This is a genomic window from Zobellella denitrificans, from assembly GCF_002407485.1.
GTDB classification, from domain to species: domain Bacteria; phylum Pseudomonadota; class Gammaproteobacteria; order Enterobacterales; family Aeromonadaceae; genus Oceanimonas; species Oceanimonas denitrificans.
The window spans coordinates 2,777,172-2,792,441 of sequence record NZ_CP012621.1 but is presented as its reverse complement, the minus strand read 5'-3'; the positions used below and the strand labels follow the sequence as shown (position 1 = coordinate 2,792,441).

Sequence of the window (15,270 nt, the reverse complement as noted above, 5' to 3'; positions counted from 1 at the left end):
CTCTATACTTAAAGCGAGATAACTAACTGCAAGTGGTTGAAAAATGCGCGATTTTTTTTCCCTGGCCCGCTGGATGCCGGGGTTGGTGGCGCTGCTGGAATATCAGCGGGCCTGGTTGTTGCCGGATCTGCGCGCCGGTCTGTCGGTGGCGGCGGTGGCGCTGCCGGTGGCCATCGCCTATGCGGAGCTGGCCGGGGTGGGGGCCGTGGTCGGCCTTTATTCCTGCATACTGCCGATGCTGGCCTACGCCCTGTTCGGTACCTCCCGCCAGCTGATCATCGGCCCCGATGCCGCCACCTGTGCGGTGATCGCCGCCGTGGTCACCCCCCTGGCGGCGGGGGATGCCGCCCGCCACTGGCAACTGGTGATGACCATGACCGCCATGACCGGCTTCTGGTGCCTGATCGCCAGCCGGTTCAAACTCGGGGTACTGGCCGACTTTCTGTCCCGTCCCATCCTGCTGGGGCTCTTGAACGGCGTGGCCATCACCATCATGGTCGGCCAGCTGTCGAGCATTTTCGGCTTTACCTTCGACGAGTCGGAGCTTATCGAGCGGATCGCCGCCGCGCCCAGCTACCTGGCGTTGATCCACTGGCCCACCCTGGGCATCAGCCTGCTGACCCTGGCGGTGATGCTGGCCTGCCGGCGCTACCGGCCCCAGTGGCCCAGCAGCATGCTGGCGCTGGCCGTCGCCGCCGCCCTGCTGTGGGGACTGGGCCCGGAGCGCGCCGGTATCATGGTGGTAGGAACCATCAGCGGCGGTATTCCCTCGCTGCAGATCCCGGAATTTCCGCCCGGCCTGATGCGGGAACTGGTGCTGCCGGCGCTCAACCTGGCGATGGTGAGCTTCGTGTCGATGATGCTCACCGCCCGCAGCTTCGCCGCCAAGAACGGCTACGATATCGATGCCGACAAGGAATTCCGCGCCCTCGGCGTGGCCAACCTGGCCTCGGCGGTGTCCCAGGGGTTCGCCATCAGCGGCGCCGACTCCCGCACCGCGGTCAACGACGCCAACGGCGGCAAGAGCCAGTTGGTGTCGATCGTGGCCGCCACCGTGATCGCCCTGGTCACCTTTTTCCTGACCGCGCCCCTGCAGTACATTCCCACGGCGGCATTGGGCATAGTGCTGGTAATGGCCTCCTGGTCGCTTATCGATCTGCGCGGCCAGTGGGCGCTGCGCCACTCGGACAACGCCGCCTTCTGGCTGGCCTGGATCACCTTCGTCAGCGTGCTGTTTATGGGGGTGATCCCCGGCATCACCCTGGCGGTGCTGCTGGGGCTGTTCCAGTTTCTGCGCAACGTGATGCGGCCCACGGACCAGTTGATGGGCATGAACGACGAGGGGGTAGTGCATACCCTGGGCCACAACGAGGAGGTCAAGGCCGTGACCGGGGTGCTGATCTATCGTTTCAACTCGCCGCTCACCTATTTCAACGCCGCCTATTTCAAGCGCCGGGTGCTGCAGTTGCTGGGACGGGAGCCCCATCCGCCCAAGTGCCTGATCATCGATGCGGTGTCCTGCTTCACCCACCAGGACATCAGCGTGATGAGCATGGTGGGGGAACTGCACAAGGAGCTGAAGCGGCGTGGCATCCAGCTGCTGATGGCCGGCCGGCGCAGTCAGATGACCCACTGGCTGCACCAGGCCGGCATCCGGGTGGGGGAGGACGGCATCCTGCTCTACCCGGATTTGTATGAGGCCTTGCGCATGACCCGTTGCTACCGGGAGCCGGAAGAGCCGGTGGCGGAAGGGGAAGCCTCGCCTGTTGCCCCTGCATTGCCGCAAGAGCGGCTGGCGGAGTCCTGATGCGCCCGGCCACCCTGCGCCGCCTGCTGTGGCTGCCGCCCCCCGGCGTGGTGGTGCTGATCGCCGGCCTGATGTGGCTGGTGCGGCGCTGGAGCGGCGGGCTGGCCTTTGCCGGCCAGGGCTGGGTTGCCCTGCTGGTGCTGGCGGCGGGGCTGGCGCTGATGGCGGCGGCGGCGTGGCAGTTGGCACGGGCCCATACCACTGTGCTGCCCTTTCATCCGGAGCAGGCGTCGCACCTGGTGACCACCGGGATCTTTCGCCGCTCGCGCAACCCCATCTACCTGGGCGATCTGCTGCTGTTGCTGGCCTGGGCCCTCTGGCTCGGCAGCCTGTTCAACCTGCTGTTGCTGGGACTGTTCGTGCTCTATATGAACCGGGTGCAGATAGCGGCGGAGGAGCGGGCGCTGGCGCGCAAGTTCGGGCCGGCCTACCTCGGTTACTGTGCCCGGGTCCGGCGCTGGCTCTAGCTGTCCGGGGAAGGGGCTTGCGATGGCCGGCCCGGGCGCCTACACTGCCGCTTTTCAGCCAGCCGCCCCGGATCCGTCCGGAGCGGGCCGGTTTATCGCCACCGAGGGAGAGCGTCAGGGCCCATGACAGAAGACAACGGCGGCACCCGCCTGAACAAATTTATCAGTGAAACCGGCATCTGTTCCCGCCGGGAGGCCGACCGGCTGATCGAGCAGGGGGCGGTGGCGGTGAATGGCCAGGTGGCCGGCATGGGCGTCAAGGTAACCGCGGCCGACAGGGTCACCATCAACGGCAAGCCCCTGCGTGCCAGGCCCCAGCCGGTGTACCTGGTCTACAACAAGCCCATCGGCATTACCTGCACCACCGACCAGGCCATTCCCGGCAATATCGTCGACGCGGTCAAGTATCCTGCGCGCATCTTCCCCATCGGCCGGCTCGACAAGCCCTCGTCCGGCCTGATCCTGCTGACCAACGACGGTGACATCGTCAACAAGATACTGCGTGCCGGCAACGCCCACGAGAAGGAATACATCGTCTCGGTGGACAAGCCCATCACCGAGGATTTTGTGGCCAAAATGGCGGCGGGGGTGCCCATTCTCGACACCGTGACCAAGCCTTGCAAGGTCAAACAAATCGGCCCGCGCAGCTTCAATATCATCCTCACCCAGGGGCTGAATCGCCAGATCCGGCGCATGGCGGAATACCTCGGTTTCGAGGTCACCAGCCTGAAGCGGGTCAGGATCATGAATATTTCCCTGGGCGGACTCAAGGCCGGCCAGTGGCGGGAGGTCAGCCCCCAGGAGCTGGCGGTGATCAACCGCATGGTGCAGGGGTCGAGCAAGACCGAAGAGGCATCCCGGCTGGACGTGCCGAAAGCGGCCCGCAAGGGGCCGCGGGTCGGCCAGGACGGCAGGGGCAAGGCGGCCCCGGGGCGGCGACCGGCGAAGCCGGGCCGGGAGAGCGCCGGTACCGCCGGCAAACGGAGCAGCGCCGGGCGGCGCGGCCGCTAGAGTACCGAACAGTTTAAAACTTAGGCAGCGCCTTTCCCCTTTGTCGATGGCTTCTGACGAGGTGTAGTCTGTCGGCCAAAGGGCACTACTCCTCCGACACGCCGTAAAGACAGGACACTCGCAGTTTCGACCTGCTGCGAACATTCACTGGATGTTCGGTCAGGCCGAAACAGCTCGTCACGGTGAGCAAGCTCGCCCCTTGGGGGCTCTGCCACGCTTCTGACCGCCAGGGATGGCGGGAATGCCGGAACGGCAGGAGCATTTTCCGGCCCTGGCGCGGAGGGCCGGCGGAGCTGCCCCCTTTGTCCTCCCTATCGCACCGCAGCTGCCTGCTGGCACCACCTTCAGACGGCGTCAGAGTTTGAAAGAGGTAACAGGGATGGCCTCCGCCGACCGTCACCTGCCAGGGATGGCAGGTGCGAGCCTACAGGGACGTACTTGCGGCGTGTCGGCGGAGGTCGCCCTGTTGACTCTTCTCTGTGTCGCAACAGACAACAAATAGCCGACTGGTCAATATTTGAGCTGAACGGTGCTCCAGGATTCAGGCCGGGTCGAACTTCAGCAGGTGGAAGTGCTTCTTGCCCCGGCACAGCACCAGGTAGCGGTGGTGCAGGGGAGCAATGCCGGCCAGGCTGTCGCCTCCGGCCCGGACGCCGTTCACGCTGATGGCGCCCCGGGCGATCAGTTCCCGCGCCTGGCGGTTGGAGCCGGCCAGCTTGGCTGCGACCACCAGCTCCACCAGCGAACCCGTGGCTTCCACCCGGGTCAGGGGGATGCCGTCCAGCTCCAGTTGGGCGAACTCGGCCGGGCTCAGTCGACCGAACTCCCCGGAAAACAGCGCCGAGCTTATCCGTTCGGCACCTCGCAGCGCCTCCTCGCCATGCACCAGCCGGGTCAGCTCCCGGGCCAGCACCCCTTGGGCCCGGGGCTTGCCGCCTTGCCGGTCCTCCGCCTCCATGGCGGCTATCTCCACCAGGGGGAGAAAGCTGTAGTAACGCAGGAAGCGATGGACATCCTCATCGGCGGTGTTCAGCCAGAACTGGTAGAAGGCGTAGGGCGAGGTCCTGGTCGGATCCAGCCAGACGGTGCCGCTTTCGGTCTTGCCGAACTTGGTGCCGTCCGCCTTGGTGATGAGCGGCAGGGTCAGTCCGAATACCCGCTGCCGGTTGAGCCGGCGCACGAGATCGATGCCGCTGGTAATGTTGCCCCACTGATCGTTGCCGCCGATCTGCAGGCTGCAGCCCCGCTCCCGGTTGAGCACGGCGAAGTCGTAGGATTGCAGCAGGGAGTAGGAAAACTCGGTGAACGACAGCCCCTGCTCGGGGCGGGCCAGTCGTTGCCTGACCGATTCCCGGGCGATCATGGCATTCACCGAAAAATGCTTGCCGAGGTCCCGCAGAAAGCCGAGCACGTCCATGCCGGCCAGCCAGTCGCGGTTGTTGACCAGTTGCACCCGATCATTGCCGTCCGCACCCAACAACCGGCCTATCTGCTCACCCAGTGCGTCCACCCAGCCTTGCACCGCCTCGGCGCTGTTCAGGCTGCGTTCCTTGGCCTTGAAGCTGGGGTCGCCGATCATGCCGGTGGCGCCGCCGATCAGGGCCACCACCCGGTGGCCGGCGTCCAGGAAGCGGCGCAGCATCAGCAAGGGGACCAGATGGCCGATGTGCAGGCTGCCGGCGGTGGGATCGAAACCGCAGTACAGGGTGCGGGCATCGGCGTCGAGGTGCGCCGCCAGGGCGGCGGGATCGGACAACTGGGCAATAAGGCCGCGCCGTTGCAACTCGTCGAGCAAGGAGGAACCGGTCGTATCCATGGGAAGACTCCGTTGGCAAAAGCCCGATCCTGCTCCGGACGCGGCCGGCCAGCTATGTCCTTTATGGGACAGTTTGCGATAATCGTCGGCTCCAACCTCCGGAGTGAATAGCGATGAAAGACCTGGACGAAGCCCTGCTGGCCAGGGCGATCGATGCCTTGGGCGGTGCCGCCTTTTCCCGGGCGCTGGCCCGCCTGCTGGAAGCCCTGCTCGGGTGCGATTGCCTGCTGATGGTGGGCTATCGCACCGGGGGCCGCGCGCTGTATCTGTACGACAACCTGCGGCATCGGCGCGAGCTGCTGTTTCAGCAGTACCTGAACGGCCTTTACACCGAGGATCCCTTCTGCCGGGCGCTGAGCGCCGGCCTGGCCGAGGGCGTCTACTCGCTGCGCGCACTGGCGGCGGCGCAGGGCATGGCGCCCCATTATCTGGCGGCCTTCTATCGGGACACCGGCTGGCAGGAGGAGCTGGGGCTGGTGATCAGGCTCAACGACGGCCAGTGGCTGATGATCTTTTTTGGCCGCCTGCAGGCCAGACCCTTCACCCCGGCGGAGCAGGCGGAGCTGCGCCGCCGTCTCCCCTTGCTGGGGGCCCTGTGCCGGCGGCACTGGCCCGGTGGCATCGGTCCGCTGGCGCTGTCGCCGCCCGGTGCGGCCGACATGGACCGCCGGGTGCAGGCGGCCCTGGCCAGTTTCGGCCGGGCCAGACTGACCCGGCGCGAGGGACAGGTGGCTTCCTTGCTGGTACAGGGCCTCGACAACGGCGCCATCGCCGCCGGGCTCGGCATCGGCGAGGGCACGGTCAAAAACCACCGCAAGCATTTGTACGCCAAGTTCGGGGTGGACTCGCGGGCAGCGCTGTTCGCGCTTTTTCTCAACCACCTGATCACCGGTGACGGCGAGTCCGGTCGAAGGGAAGGATAAGGCCGTCGGCAGGCAACAGTAGCCCCTCGCCCCCGGGGCCCATAGGCGTGTATAATGGCCGCCTCTTCTGGGCGCACTGATACAGGATTCAAAGGGGACAGATCGTTATGATCCCAAGGATTGATCTGCAGCAGCAGATAAACCCCACCTATTTTTCGTTTCTCGAGGCCTTGGCCGACAGCGGTTTTCGCGGAGACATAGAGCGCGGTTACGCCAGCCGGCTGGCGGTGGCCACCGACAACAGCGTTTACCAGTGCCTGCCGCAGGCGGTGGTGTTTCCCCGCTCCAGCCAGGATCTGGTGGTGATGCTGACCCTGGCCGGCAAGGAGGCCTACAGGGATATCCGTTTCTCCCCCCGGGGCGGCGGCACCGGCACCAACGGCCAGTCGCTCAACGACAACATCGTGGTCGACCTGTCCCGCCATATGCACCAGTTGCTGACCCTGGATGCCGAGGGGCGCCGGGTACGGGTACAGACCGGCATGGTCAAGGACAAGCTCAACCAGCTGGTGGCCCCCCAGGATCTGTTCTTCTCGCCGGATCTGTCCACCAGCAACAGGGCCACCATCGGCGGCATGATCAACACCGACGCCTCCGGCCAGGGTTCCCTGGTCTATGGCAAGACCTCGGATCACGTGCTGGGGGTGACCGCCGTGCTGGTGGACGGCACCCTTATCGAAACCGGGCCGGTGTCCGGCGAGGCGCTGGACCAGAAGCTCGAGGAAGACAGCCGGGAAGGGGAGCTGTACCGCTGCGTCTACCACAGCGTCACCGGGCACGCGGGCGAGATAGAGCGGCGCTTCCCCAAACTCAACCGCTTCCTGACCGGCTACGACCTCAAACATGTTTACGACAAGCATACCCATACCCTGGATCTGACCCGTATCCTGTGCGGCTCCGAGGGGTCGCTCGCCTTTATCACCGAAGCCTGGCTGGATCTGACCCCCATTCCCAAGTACCGTACCCTGGTCAACGTCAAGTACGACAGCTTCCAGTCCGCCCTGCGCAACGCCCCGCTGATGGTGGAGGCCAAGGCGCTGTCGGTGGAAACCGTCGACTCCAGGGTGCTCAACCTGGCGCGGGAAGACATCATCTGGCACTCGGTGAGCGATCTTATTCAGGACGTGCCGGGCAAGGTGATGGACGGCCTCAACATGGTGGAGTACGCCGACCAGGACGAAGTCGCCCAGCGCGACAAGGTCGAGGCCCTCTGCGCCCGGCTCGACGAGCTTATCAAACGGGGCGAGGCGGGCATCATCGGCTACCAGCGGTGCGACGATCTGGCCTCCCTCAACCGCATTTACGCCATGCGCAAGAAGGCGGTGGGCCTGCTCGGCAACGCCAAGGGCCGCAAGAAGCCGGTGGCCTTCGTGGAGGACACCGCGGTGCCGCCCGAGCACCTGGCCGACTACATCATGGAATTCCGCCAGCTGCTCGACGACCATGGCCTGCAGTACGGCATGTTCGGCCATGTGGACGCCGGCGTGCTGCACGTGCGCCCGGCGCTGGACCTGACCGACCCTGAGCAGGAGGTGATGCTGCGCCGCATCTCCGACCGAGTCAACGCCCTCACCGCCAAATACGGCGGCCTGATGTGGGGTGAGCACGGCAAGGGCTACCGCTCTGAATACAGCCCGGTGTTCTTCGGCGAAACGCTCTTTACCGAGCTGCGCCGCATCAAGTCGGCCTTCGATCCCTTCAACCGTCTCAACCCGGGCAAGATCTGCACCCCGCTGGACAGCCTGGAGCAACTGGTGTCGGTGGATGCCACCAAGCGCGGCTTCTTCGACCGGCAGATCCCGGTGCACGTGCGTGACGGCTTCACCCAGGCCATGGACTGCAACGGCAACGGGCTCTGTTTCGACTTCGAGGTGCGCTCGCCCATGTGCCCCTCGATGAAGCTCACCGCCGACCGGCGCCACTCCCCCAAGGGCCGGGCCGGCCTGGTGCGGGAATGGCTGCGCCAGCTCTCGGCCCAGGGCTTCGATCCCATGGCCGAAGAGGCGGCGGTGATGAGCCGGGGCACCAGCGTCAAGGGCATGGTGGAGCGCATCAAGCACACCCTGGCCAGGCGCCGGGGCGAATACGACTTCTCCCACGAGGTGAAGGAGGCGATGGACGGCTGCCTGGCCTGCAAGGCCTGCTCCAGCCAGTGCCCGATCAAGGTGGACGTGCCCACCTTCCGCGCCCGCTTCCTGCAGCTCTACCACCAGCGCTACCAGCGCCCGCCCAAGGATTACCTGGTGTCCTGGGTGGAAAGCTACACCCCCTGGATGGCGAAAGCCCCGGGCCTGGTCAACCCGGTGATGAAAAAACAGTGGGTCAAGCGCGCCGCCGCCTCTTGGCTTGGCATGGTGGACATGCCGCTGGTGAGCAACCCCAGCCTCAAGACCCTGCTGGCCGACGGCCCGGCCGGCCAGTTCGACCTGGCCCGGCTGCAGGGCCTGAGCGCGGAGCAGAAGGCGAAAACCGTGCTTATCGTGCAGGACCCCTTCACCTCCTTCTACGATGCCCAGGTGGTGTTCGATCTGGTGCGCCTGGCCACGGCGCTCGGCTTCGCGCCGGTGGTGCTGCCGTTCAAGCCCAACGGCAAGGCGGCTCATGTGAAAGGCTTTTTGCGCCGTTTCGCCGCCATGGCCGCCGACAGCGCCCAGTTCCTCAACCAGCTGGCCCGGCTCGGCATTCCCATGATGGGGGTGGATCCCTCCCTGGTGCTCTGCTACCGGGACGAATACGACAAGATCCTGGGCCCGGCCCGGGGCGACTTCGAGGTGCTGCTGCCCCAGGAGTGGCTGCTGCGGGTGCTGGAGCAAATCCCGGCCCGGCAGCCGGCCGGCGAGCCCTGGTACCTGTTCGCCCACTGCACCGAAAAGACCGCCAAGCCCGCCACCCACCAGGACTGGGGCAGGATCTTCGGCCACCTGGGCGCCCGGCTCGAGCCGGTGGCGGTGGGTTGCTGCGGCATGGCCGGCACCTACGGCCACGAAACCAGGAACCTGGAAGGCTCCAGGACCCTCTATGGCCTGAGCTGGGCCGAGCCCATGGGCAGGTTGCCCCGGGAACGCTGCCTGGCCACCGGCTTCTCCTGCCGCAGCCAGGTCAAGCGGATGGAAGGGCAGCCGGTCAAGCATCCGGTGCAGGCTCTGCTAAGCTTGTTGACGTAAGGCAATAAGGAGAAGCATATGGGTCTGTTATGGGGGTTGATCATCGGCGGCCTGGCCGGCTGGATAGCGGGCAACCTGATGAAAGGGCAGGGCTTCGGCCTGCTCGGCAACATCGTCGTCGGCCTGGTGGGCGGCTTTCTCGGCGGCCTGGTGTTCCGCCTGCTGGGGCTGGCCGCCACCGGCATCATCGGCTCGCTGGTGATGTCGGTGATCGGCGCCGTGCTGCTGATCTTCGTGGTCGGCAAAATCGCCCGGCGTTAGCGGTGATGTGAAGCCTGAGGGGAGAGGCGTTGGGCGTGAGGCGCCTAACGCCTAACGCCTCACTTCAAATTGCGTCTTTTATGTGGAAACGTGAATTTACACTGGACTCTTTGAACCAACTGTCAGAGAATACGCTCGCAGCCCAGTTGGGCATGACCTTTTGTGACGTGGGTCACGATTATCTGCGCGGCAGTATGCCGGTCGACCATCGCACCCACCAGCCTCTTGGCATGTTACATGGCGGCGCTTCCGTAGCGCTGGCCGAGACCCTGGGTTCAGTAGCTGCCAATATGTGCGTTGAAGCGGGTTATTATTGCGTTGGTCTGGAGGTTAACGCAAATCACGTCCGCGCCAAGCGAAGCGGCCTTGTCATAGGTACCGCACGTCCCCTCCATTTGGGCGCGACGACACAAGTCTGGCAGATCGACATCCATGATGAGAAAGATCGACTGGTTTGTACCAGCCGGTTGACCATGGCGGTGTTGAGACAAAAACGGCCAGATTAGCCTTGTGAATCTTTGTGTGACACACACTGTGTGAAGGGAAGCCCTCACCCCCGGTGAGCAATGGGTTGTCCCTGGCCTTTTACTGTATCAGTCCGCCGACATTTTATTTATTTCGGAACTGTTAAATGACAAATACTTCTGTTGTACCTGCTTTCGCTGACCTCGGCCTGGCGCCTGCCGTTCTTCAAGCTCTGACCGATGCCGGTTACGAGCAGCCTTCTGCCATCCAGGCCGCCGCCATCCCCACCCTGCTGACCGGGCGGGACGTGCTGGGTCTGGCGCAAACCGGTACCGGCAAAACCGCCGCCTTCGCCCTGCCGATGCTGAGCCGTATCAGCGGCGGCAATGCCTATCCCCAGGTGCTGGTGCTGGCGCCGACCCGTGAACTCGCCATCCAGGTGGCCGAGTCCTTTGAAAACTACGCCAAGTACCAGAAAGACATTCGCATCCTGTCCATCTACGGTGGCCAGGCCTACGACAGCCAGATCCGCGCCCTCAAGCGTGGTGTCGACGTGATCGTCGGTACCCCGGGCCGGGTCATGGATCACATGCGTCGCGGCACCCTCAAGCTCGACAACCTGCAGGCCCTGGTGCTGGACGAAGCCGACGAAATGCTGCGCATGGGCTTTATCGACGACGTCGAGTGGATCCTGGAGCACACGCCCGAGAGCCGCCAGATCGCCCTGTTTTCCGCCACCATGCCGCCGGCCATCCAGCGCGTGGCCCAGAAATACCTGAAAGATCCCCAGGAAGTGCGTATCGCCAACAAGACCCGCACCAATGCCAGCATCCGTCAGCGTTACTGGTTCGTGCGCGGCATGAGCAAGCACGAGGCCCTGTGCCGCCTGGTGGAAACCGAAGAGATGGACGCCATGCTGGTGTTCGTGCGTACCCGCAAGGATGCCGAAGATCTGGCCGAGATGATGGTGCGCGAAGGCCATGCCTGCGAAGCCCTGCACGGCGATATTCCCCAGAAGCTGCGCGAGAAGGTGGTCGATCGCCTGAAAAACGGTCGCCTGAACGTACTGGTGGCCACCGATGTGGTCGCCCGTGGCCTGGACGTGGAGCGTATCAGCCACGTGGTCAACTTCGACATGCCCCACGACAACGAGTCCTATGTGCACCGCATCGGCCGTACCGGCCGTGCCGGTCGCGAGGGCGACGCCATCCTGTTCGTGACCGGTCGTGAAAAGCGCAACCTGTTCAACCTGGAGCGCCACACCCGCCAGCCGATCGAAGAAATGCAGATGCCGTCCGCCGACGACATCAACAAGATCCGTGCCGAGCGCTTCAAGTCCCGCATCCGTGCCAGCGTGGAAGCCGACGAGCAGGCCCTGGCCCCCTTCGTGGCGATGATCGACGAACTGCAGGCCGACGGCATGGACACCGCCCAGCTGGCGGCCGGCCTGGCCCGCCTGCTGCAAGGCGACCGCCCGCTGTTCGTGGAAGACCGGCCGATGGCGGCCCGCCGCCCCGACGTGCGTGAAAGCCGTGACGGTGGCCGCGAGCGCTTCGAGCGTGCCGAGCGTGCCGATCGTCCCCGCGCCGCCCGGGGCGGCAAGGACGATGTCTCCGGCGTGGTGATGGAAACCTTCCGCGTCGACGTGGGCCGGGTGCACGGCGTCAAGCCGGGCCACCTGGTCGGCGCCATCGCCAACGAGGCGGATCTGGAATCCCGTTACATCGGCCAGATCCAGATCCACGACGACTTCTCCACCGTGGACCTGCCCGAGGGCATCCCGGCCGAGATCCAGCAGGTGCTGCAGAAGGTGCGCGTCTGCCAGCGTCCGCTGAACCTGGCCAAGTACGAAGGCGGCCCGCTGCCCCGTCGCAGCTTCCGCGGCAACAACGACGACCGCGGCGGCAAGTTCCGCCCCCGTCGCAACGACAAGCGCCTGAACGGCTAACCGCCGTTTTGCGCCAGGTCTGAAAAGCCCGCCGGTATTCCCGGCGGGCTTTTTTGTTTTATCACGGGCGTGGAGGCGTGGAGGCGTGGAGGCGTGGAGGCGTGGAGGCGTGAGGGGAAAGGGGCTTTCCTCTTCGAGGCGAGTGCCGAACCACCGAGTTGCTCCCATGTTCCCTTGGCTTTGAAGGCGTACACCGCCCTGGAGCGCAGGCGGCTCGCCTGCTTTCCCGCGTAGCGGGAACCCTTGGGCCCACCAACCACACCCAAGCAATGGGCATAACACCCATGCGGGCGGGCCGCCCGCGCTCCAATGCCCTGTGCATCCACTCGGCAAAGGTGCAACTTCCATGCGGGCGGGCCGCCCGCGCTCCAATGCCCTGTGCATCCACTCGGCAAAGGTGCAACTTCCATGCGGTCGGGCCGCCCGCGCTCCATTAGCCCGTGCCATACCTCGGCTCTAGCGGGTACGTCGCTCCATCACGCCTAACGCCGAACGACGCGCACAAAAAAGCCCCGCCGGAGCGGGGCTTGAGATCAGCCGAAGCGCATCAGTTGGCCAGGGATTCCGGCAGGTGCTCGCGAATACTGGCCAGCATCGCCTTCAGCACCTTGGGGTTGGCGCACACCACATTGCCGCTGCGCTCATGGTTGTGGCCGCCGACGAAGTCGGTGACGATGGCGCCCGCTTCCCGGGCGATCAGGCTGCCGGCGGCGGAGTCCCAGGGCTTGAGGCCCAGCTCCCAGTAACCGTCCACCCGGCCGGCGGCCACATAGGCCAGATCCAGGCTGGCGGCGCCGGCGCGGCGGATATCGGCACACTGCAGGAACATGGCCTTGAACATGGCCAGGTAGGCGTCGGCCTGGTGTTTCTGCTTGAAGGGGAAACCGGTGGCCAGCACGGTATTGGACAGATCCTTGGCCTTGCCGGTGCGGATACGGTAGCCGTTCAACTGGGCACCGGCACCGCGGCTGGCGGTAAAGAGTTCATCACGAATGGGATCGTAGACCACCGCCTGTTCGGTACGGCCCTTCACCCGCAGGGCGATGGACACCGCGAAGTGGGGAATGCCTTTCATGAAGTTGGTGGTGCCATCAAGGGGGTCGATGATCCACTGATAGTCCGGATTGCTGCCGGTCAGCTCGCCACACTCTTCACCGATAATGGTGTGCTCCGGGTAGGACTTGCGGATGGTGTTTACCACGGCGTTTTCCGCATCAAGATCGATATTGGTAACAAAATCGTTCTGGCCTTTTTGGCGGCTTTCCAGGTTGTCCGGATTGGCGAAACCTTTGACGATAACTTGACCGGCGTTACGCGCAGCGCGCACCGCAATATTCAGCATCGGATGCATATCAGTGAACCCACTTGATGTTAAAGAACGAAATTTGAGCGGCGAATTATACCAGCGTACCCGGGCCAGGCAAGGACTAAATGGCGCCCCTCGGCGGAACCCCGGCGCCTGGGCGGCGCCTCTTCATACGCAGGAGCGGATAAAAAAATGGAAAGAGAGGCCAATGGCGCCCGCGGAGGCGGGAAAGCCAGCTATCTTTGATGTAGTGGTGGCAACAAAAGAGACTCAAACATGAACAAACGGATATTGTTATCCTTTGTGCTGTTATCCGTTCCGGCCTATGCGGAAGTGGGGGTGGTGGTCGGAGCAGGCAGCGGGGACGGGGCGGATCGCTACACCCTGGGGGTGGAATGGATGGAAAACTGGCGCAGCCTGGGGGCGGGGCAACTGGCCTATGGCGTCGGTTTCGACAGCAGCTACTGGGAGCTGGACGACGATGATCTGGTGCAACTAAGCCTGGTGCCGACCCTGCGCTACCTGTCCGGCGATAACCAGGGGTTCCGTCCCTTCGTGTTCCTGGGGGTGGGGCCGGCCTGGATCAGCGATACCCGGCTCGGTCGGCGCCAACTGTCCAGCCAGTTCCAGTTTTCCAGCCGGGCCGGCGTCGGGGTGGCGCTGGAGCAGCACAGCCTGGCCCTGGAGGGCTGGCACCTGTCCAATGGGGGCATCAAGCAACCGAACGATGGCCTGAGTTCCTGGGGCGTCAGCTACCGCTATAATTTCTGATTAGAAAATCTAGGCCTGGACATTATAAAAGGTCGTTCAGGCCGCTATTGCCAGTCAATCTCTCCATTCATTATGATGCGATCCAAGTCACAGTCTGCCCGACCGGGCACTTTTTGGAGATCGCGGCCATGTCGGGCCTGTCCTTGGTATTACTCACCGTATTGATGGTCGCTTCCGGTCAGATGACCCAGACGCTCTATGTTCCCGCCATGGGCGACATGGCGGCCGAGCTGCAGGTGGCGAGCGACAGCCTGCCGCTGGTGATGGCGTTCTACTTGATCCCATATGGATTATTTCAGTTTATCTATGGCCCGCTGTCCGACCGTTTTGGCCGACGCCCGGTCCTGCTGGCCGGGCTGTCCATCTATATGCTGGGTTCGGCGCTGATCCTGGCCTGGCCGGTGTTTCCCATGCTCTTGCTGGGCAGCTTTATCCAGGGCGCCGGCACGGCGGCCGCGGGCAGCCTGTGCCGCAGCCTGATGCGGGACAAGTTCGAGGGCACCGATCTGGTGCGCTACAACGGCTATGTCTCCATGGGCATCATGCTGGCGCCCTTGCTGGCGCCGCTGATCGGCGGCTATCTCAACCTGTACTTCGGCTGGCAGTCCATGTACTGGTTTCTGTTGGGCCTGGGGCTGGCGATCACCCTGGTGATGGTGTTCTTCTTCCGGGAGACCCTGCCACCGGCGCGGCGCCATGCCCAGCCCATGCTGCCGGCCTATCAGTATGTGCTGCACGATGCCGGCTTTCGCCGCCAGCTTGGCATGCTGATCGCCACCTTCGCCGGCGTCATCCTCTATGAGGCGGTGTTCAGCGTGCTGGTCGGCAAACAGAGCAACCTGAGCAGCGCCGAAATCAGCCTGCTGTTCATTATGCCGCTGCCGCTGTATTTCGCCGGCGCCATGCTGGCATCCTGGAAAGCCGCGAGCTGGTCCCTCGCCCGGCTGCAGTGGATTGCCACCACCGGCCTGTTGCTGGGAGCGGCCATGGTGCTGCTGTCCGCCTTCGAGCCCGCCTTGAGCGTGGCCGGCCTGGTGCTGGGGGGCAGTGTCTATTTTGCCGGTGCCGGTCTGTTGTTCCCGGTGGCCACTTCCAAGGCGGTTGCGCCCTTTCCCCAGCACAGCGGCACCGCCGGTGCCCTGCTGGGCGGCAGCTCCAACCTGGGGGGCGGCCTCTTCCTGCTGGTTCAGGGGGGCTTGCCGGAGATGAACCAACTGGTGCTGGGTGGCCTGCTGCTGGCCTTTGCCGGGTTGGTGGCCTGGTTCCTGATGCCGAGCCGGGAAGCCCTGCCGGAACACGGGGTATAAGGTGCCGGGACCGGGGAGGTTATA

At 64.6% G+C, this 15,270-nt stretch carries 12 protein-coding genes; 10 read left to right on the top strand and 2 right to left on the bottom strand.

What is annotated here, in order from left to right:
- The first annotated feature begins 43 nt into the window (after positions 1–43).
- The 3 genes from AN401_RS13195 to rluF all read left to right on the top strand — a co-directional run bounded on the left by AN401_RS13195 (position 44) and on the right by rluF (position 3,285).
- Positions 44–1,807, top strand: a complete 1,764-nt coding sequence (locus AN401_RS13195) for a SulP family inorganic anion transporter (protein ID WP_096779628.1) — start codon at positions 44–46, stop codon at positions 1,805–1,807.
- Positions 1,807–2,274 carry a methyltransferase family protein gene (locus AN401_RS13190; RefSeq protein ID WP_094039842.1) on the top strand — a complete coding sequence of 156 codons (468 nt, stop codon included), beginning with the start codon at positions 1,807–1,809 and terminating at the stop codon, positions 2,272–2,274. The genes AN401_RS13195 and AN401_RS13190 overlap by 1 nt, the downstream gene beginning before the upstream one ends.
- 123 nt (positions 2,275–2,397) lie before the next feature.
- A complete protein-coding gene (rluF, locus tag AN401_RS13185) occupies positions 2,398–3,285 on the top strand; it encodes a 23S rRNA pseudouridine(2604) synthase RluF (RefSeq protein WP_096779627.1) in 888 nt (295 codons plus the stop codon).
- A 541-nt stretch (positions 3,286–3,826) separates the two neighbouring features.
- Here the strand turns inward: rluF and tyrS are convergent.
- The gene (tyrS, locus tag AN401_RS13180; protein ID WP_096779626.1) at positions 3,827–5,101 is read right to left on the bottom strand and encodes a tyrosine--tRNA ligase; all 1,275 of its coding nucleotides are present in this window, start codon (positions 5,099–5,101) and stop codon (positions 3,827–3,829) included.
- A gap of 113 nt (positions 5,102–5,214) precedes the next feature.
- Here tyrS and AN401_RS13175 point away from each other — a divergent pair, with 113 nt between their 5' ends.
- The 5 genes from AN401_RS13175 (at position 5,215) to AN401_RS13155 (ending at position 11,862) form a co-directional block, all read left to right on the top strand.
- Positions 5,215–6,024, top strand: coding sequence for a helix-turn-helix transcriptional regulator (locus AN401_RS13175; RefSeq protein WP_096779625.1), 810 nt, complete (start codon positions 5,215–5,217; stop codon positions 6,022–6,024).
- Positions 6,025–6,131: 107 nt separating this feature from the next.
- A complete protein-coding gene (gene ydiJ / locus AN401_RS13170) occupies positions 6,132–9,188 on the top strand; it encodes a D-2-hydroxyglutarate dehydrogenase YdiJ (RefSeq protein WP_096779624.1) in 3,057 nt (1,018 codons plus the stop codon).
- An 18-nt stretch (positions 9,189–9,206) separates the two neighbouring features.
- Positions 9,207–9,449 carry a GlsB/YeaQ/YmgE family stress response membrane protein gene (locus tag AN401_RS13165; protein WP_096779623.1) on the top strand — a complete coding sequence of 81 codons (243 nt, stop codon included), beginning with the start codon at positions 9,207–9,209 and terminating at the stop codon, positions 9,447–9,449.
- A gap of 80 nt (positions 9,450–9,529) precedes the next feature.
- Positions 9,530–9,955: a hotdog fold thioesterase gene (locus AN401_RS13160; protein WP_094040096.1), complete on the top strand. Its 426-nt coding sequence runs from the start codon at positions 9,530–9,532 to the stop codon at positions 9,953–9,955.
- 125 nt (positions 9,956–10,080) lie between these two features.
- The gene (locus AN401_RS13155) at positions 10,081–11,862 is read left to right on the top strand and encodes a DEAD/DEAH box helicase (protein ID WP_094040095.1); all 1,782 of its coding nucleotides are present in this window, start codon (positions 10,081–10,083) and stop codon (positions 11,860–11,862) included.
- 547 nt (positions 11,863–12,409) lie between these two features.
- On the opposite strand, the gene suhB is transcribed toward AN401_RS13155, so the two are convergent.
- Positions 12,410–13,213 carry an inositol-1-monophosphatase gene (suhB, locus tag AN401_RS13150; protein WP_094040094.1) on the bottom strand — a complete coding sequence of 268 codons (804 nt, stop codon included), beginning with the start codon at positions 13,211–13,213 and terminating at the stop codon, positions 12,410–12,412.
- A 231-nt stretch (positions 13,214–13,444) separates the two neighbouring features.
- On the opposite strand from suhB, the gene AN401_RS13145 reads away from it, so the two are divergent.
- Entirely contained in the window at positions 13,445–13,939 is a 495-nt protein-coding gene (locus AN401_RS13145; RefSeq protein WP_096779622.1) for an acyloxyacyl hydrolase, read from the top strand.
- A 128-nt stretch (positions 13,940–14,067) separates the two neighbouring features.
- Positions 14,068–15,246 carry an MFS transporter gene (locus AN401_RS13140; RefSeq protein ID WP_157772276.1) on the top strand — a complete coding sequence of 393 codons (1,179 nt, stop codon included), beginning with the start codon at positions 14,068–14,070 and terminating at the stop codon, positions 15,244–15,246.
- Positions 15,247–15,270 lie beyond the last annotated feature (24 nt).

Bases quoted from the DNA above. Each gene is read 5' to 3' on its own strand.
- AN401_RS13195 (WP_096779628.1), top strand. From the start codon at position 44: ATGCGCGATTTTTTTTCCCTGGCCCGCTGGATGCCGGGGTTGGTGGCG.
- AN401_RS13190 (WP_094039842.1), top strand. From the start codon at position 1,807: ATGCGCCCGGCCACCCTGCGCCGCCTGCTGTGGCTGCCGCCCCCCGGC.
- rluF (WP_096779627.1), top strand. From the start codon at position 2,398: ATGACAGAAGACAACGGCGGCACCCGCCTGAACAAATTTATCAGTGAA.
- tyrS (WP_096779626.1), bottom strand. From the start codon at position 5,101: ATGGATACGACCGGTTCCTCCTTGCTCGACGAGTTGCAACGGCGCGGC.
- AN401_RS13175 (WP_096779625.1), top strand. From the start codon at position 5,215: ATGAAAGACCTGGACGAAGCCCTGCTGGCCAGGGCGATCGATGCCTTG.
- ydiJ (WP_096779624.1), top strand. From the start codon at position 6,132: ATGATCCCAAGGATTGATCTGCAGCAGCAGATAAACCCCACCTATTTT.
- AN401_RS13165 (WP_096779623.1), top strand. From the start codon at position 9,207: ATGGGTCTGTTATGGGGGTTGATCATCGGCGGCCTGGCCGGCTGGATA.
- AN401_RS13160 (WP_094040096.1), top strand. From the start codon at position 9,530: ATGTGGAAACGTGAATTTACACTGGACTCTTTGAACCAACTGTCAGAG.
- AN401_RS13155 (WP_094040095.1), top strand. From the start codon at position 10,081: ATGACAAATACTTCTGTTGTACCTGCTTTCGCTGACCTCGGCCTGGCG.
- suhB (WP_094040094.1), bottom strand. From the start codon at position 13,213: ATGCATCCGATGCTGAATATTGCGGTGCGCGCTGCGCGTAACGCCGGT.
- AN401_RS13145 (WP_096779622.1), top strand. From the start codon at position 13,445: ATGAACAAACGGATATTGTTATCCTTTGTGCTGTTATCCGTTCCGGCC.
- AN401_RS13140 (WP_157772276.1), top strand. From the start codon at position 14,068: ATGTCGGGCCTGTCCTTGGTATTACTCACCGTATTGATGGTCGCTTCC.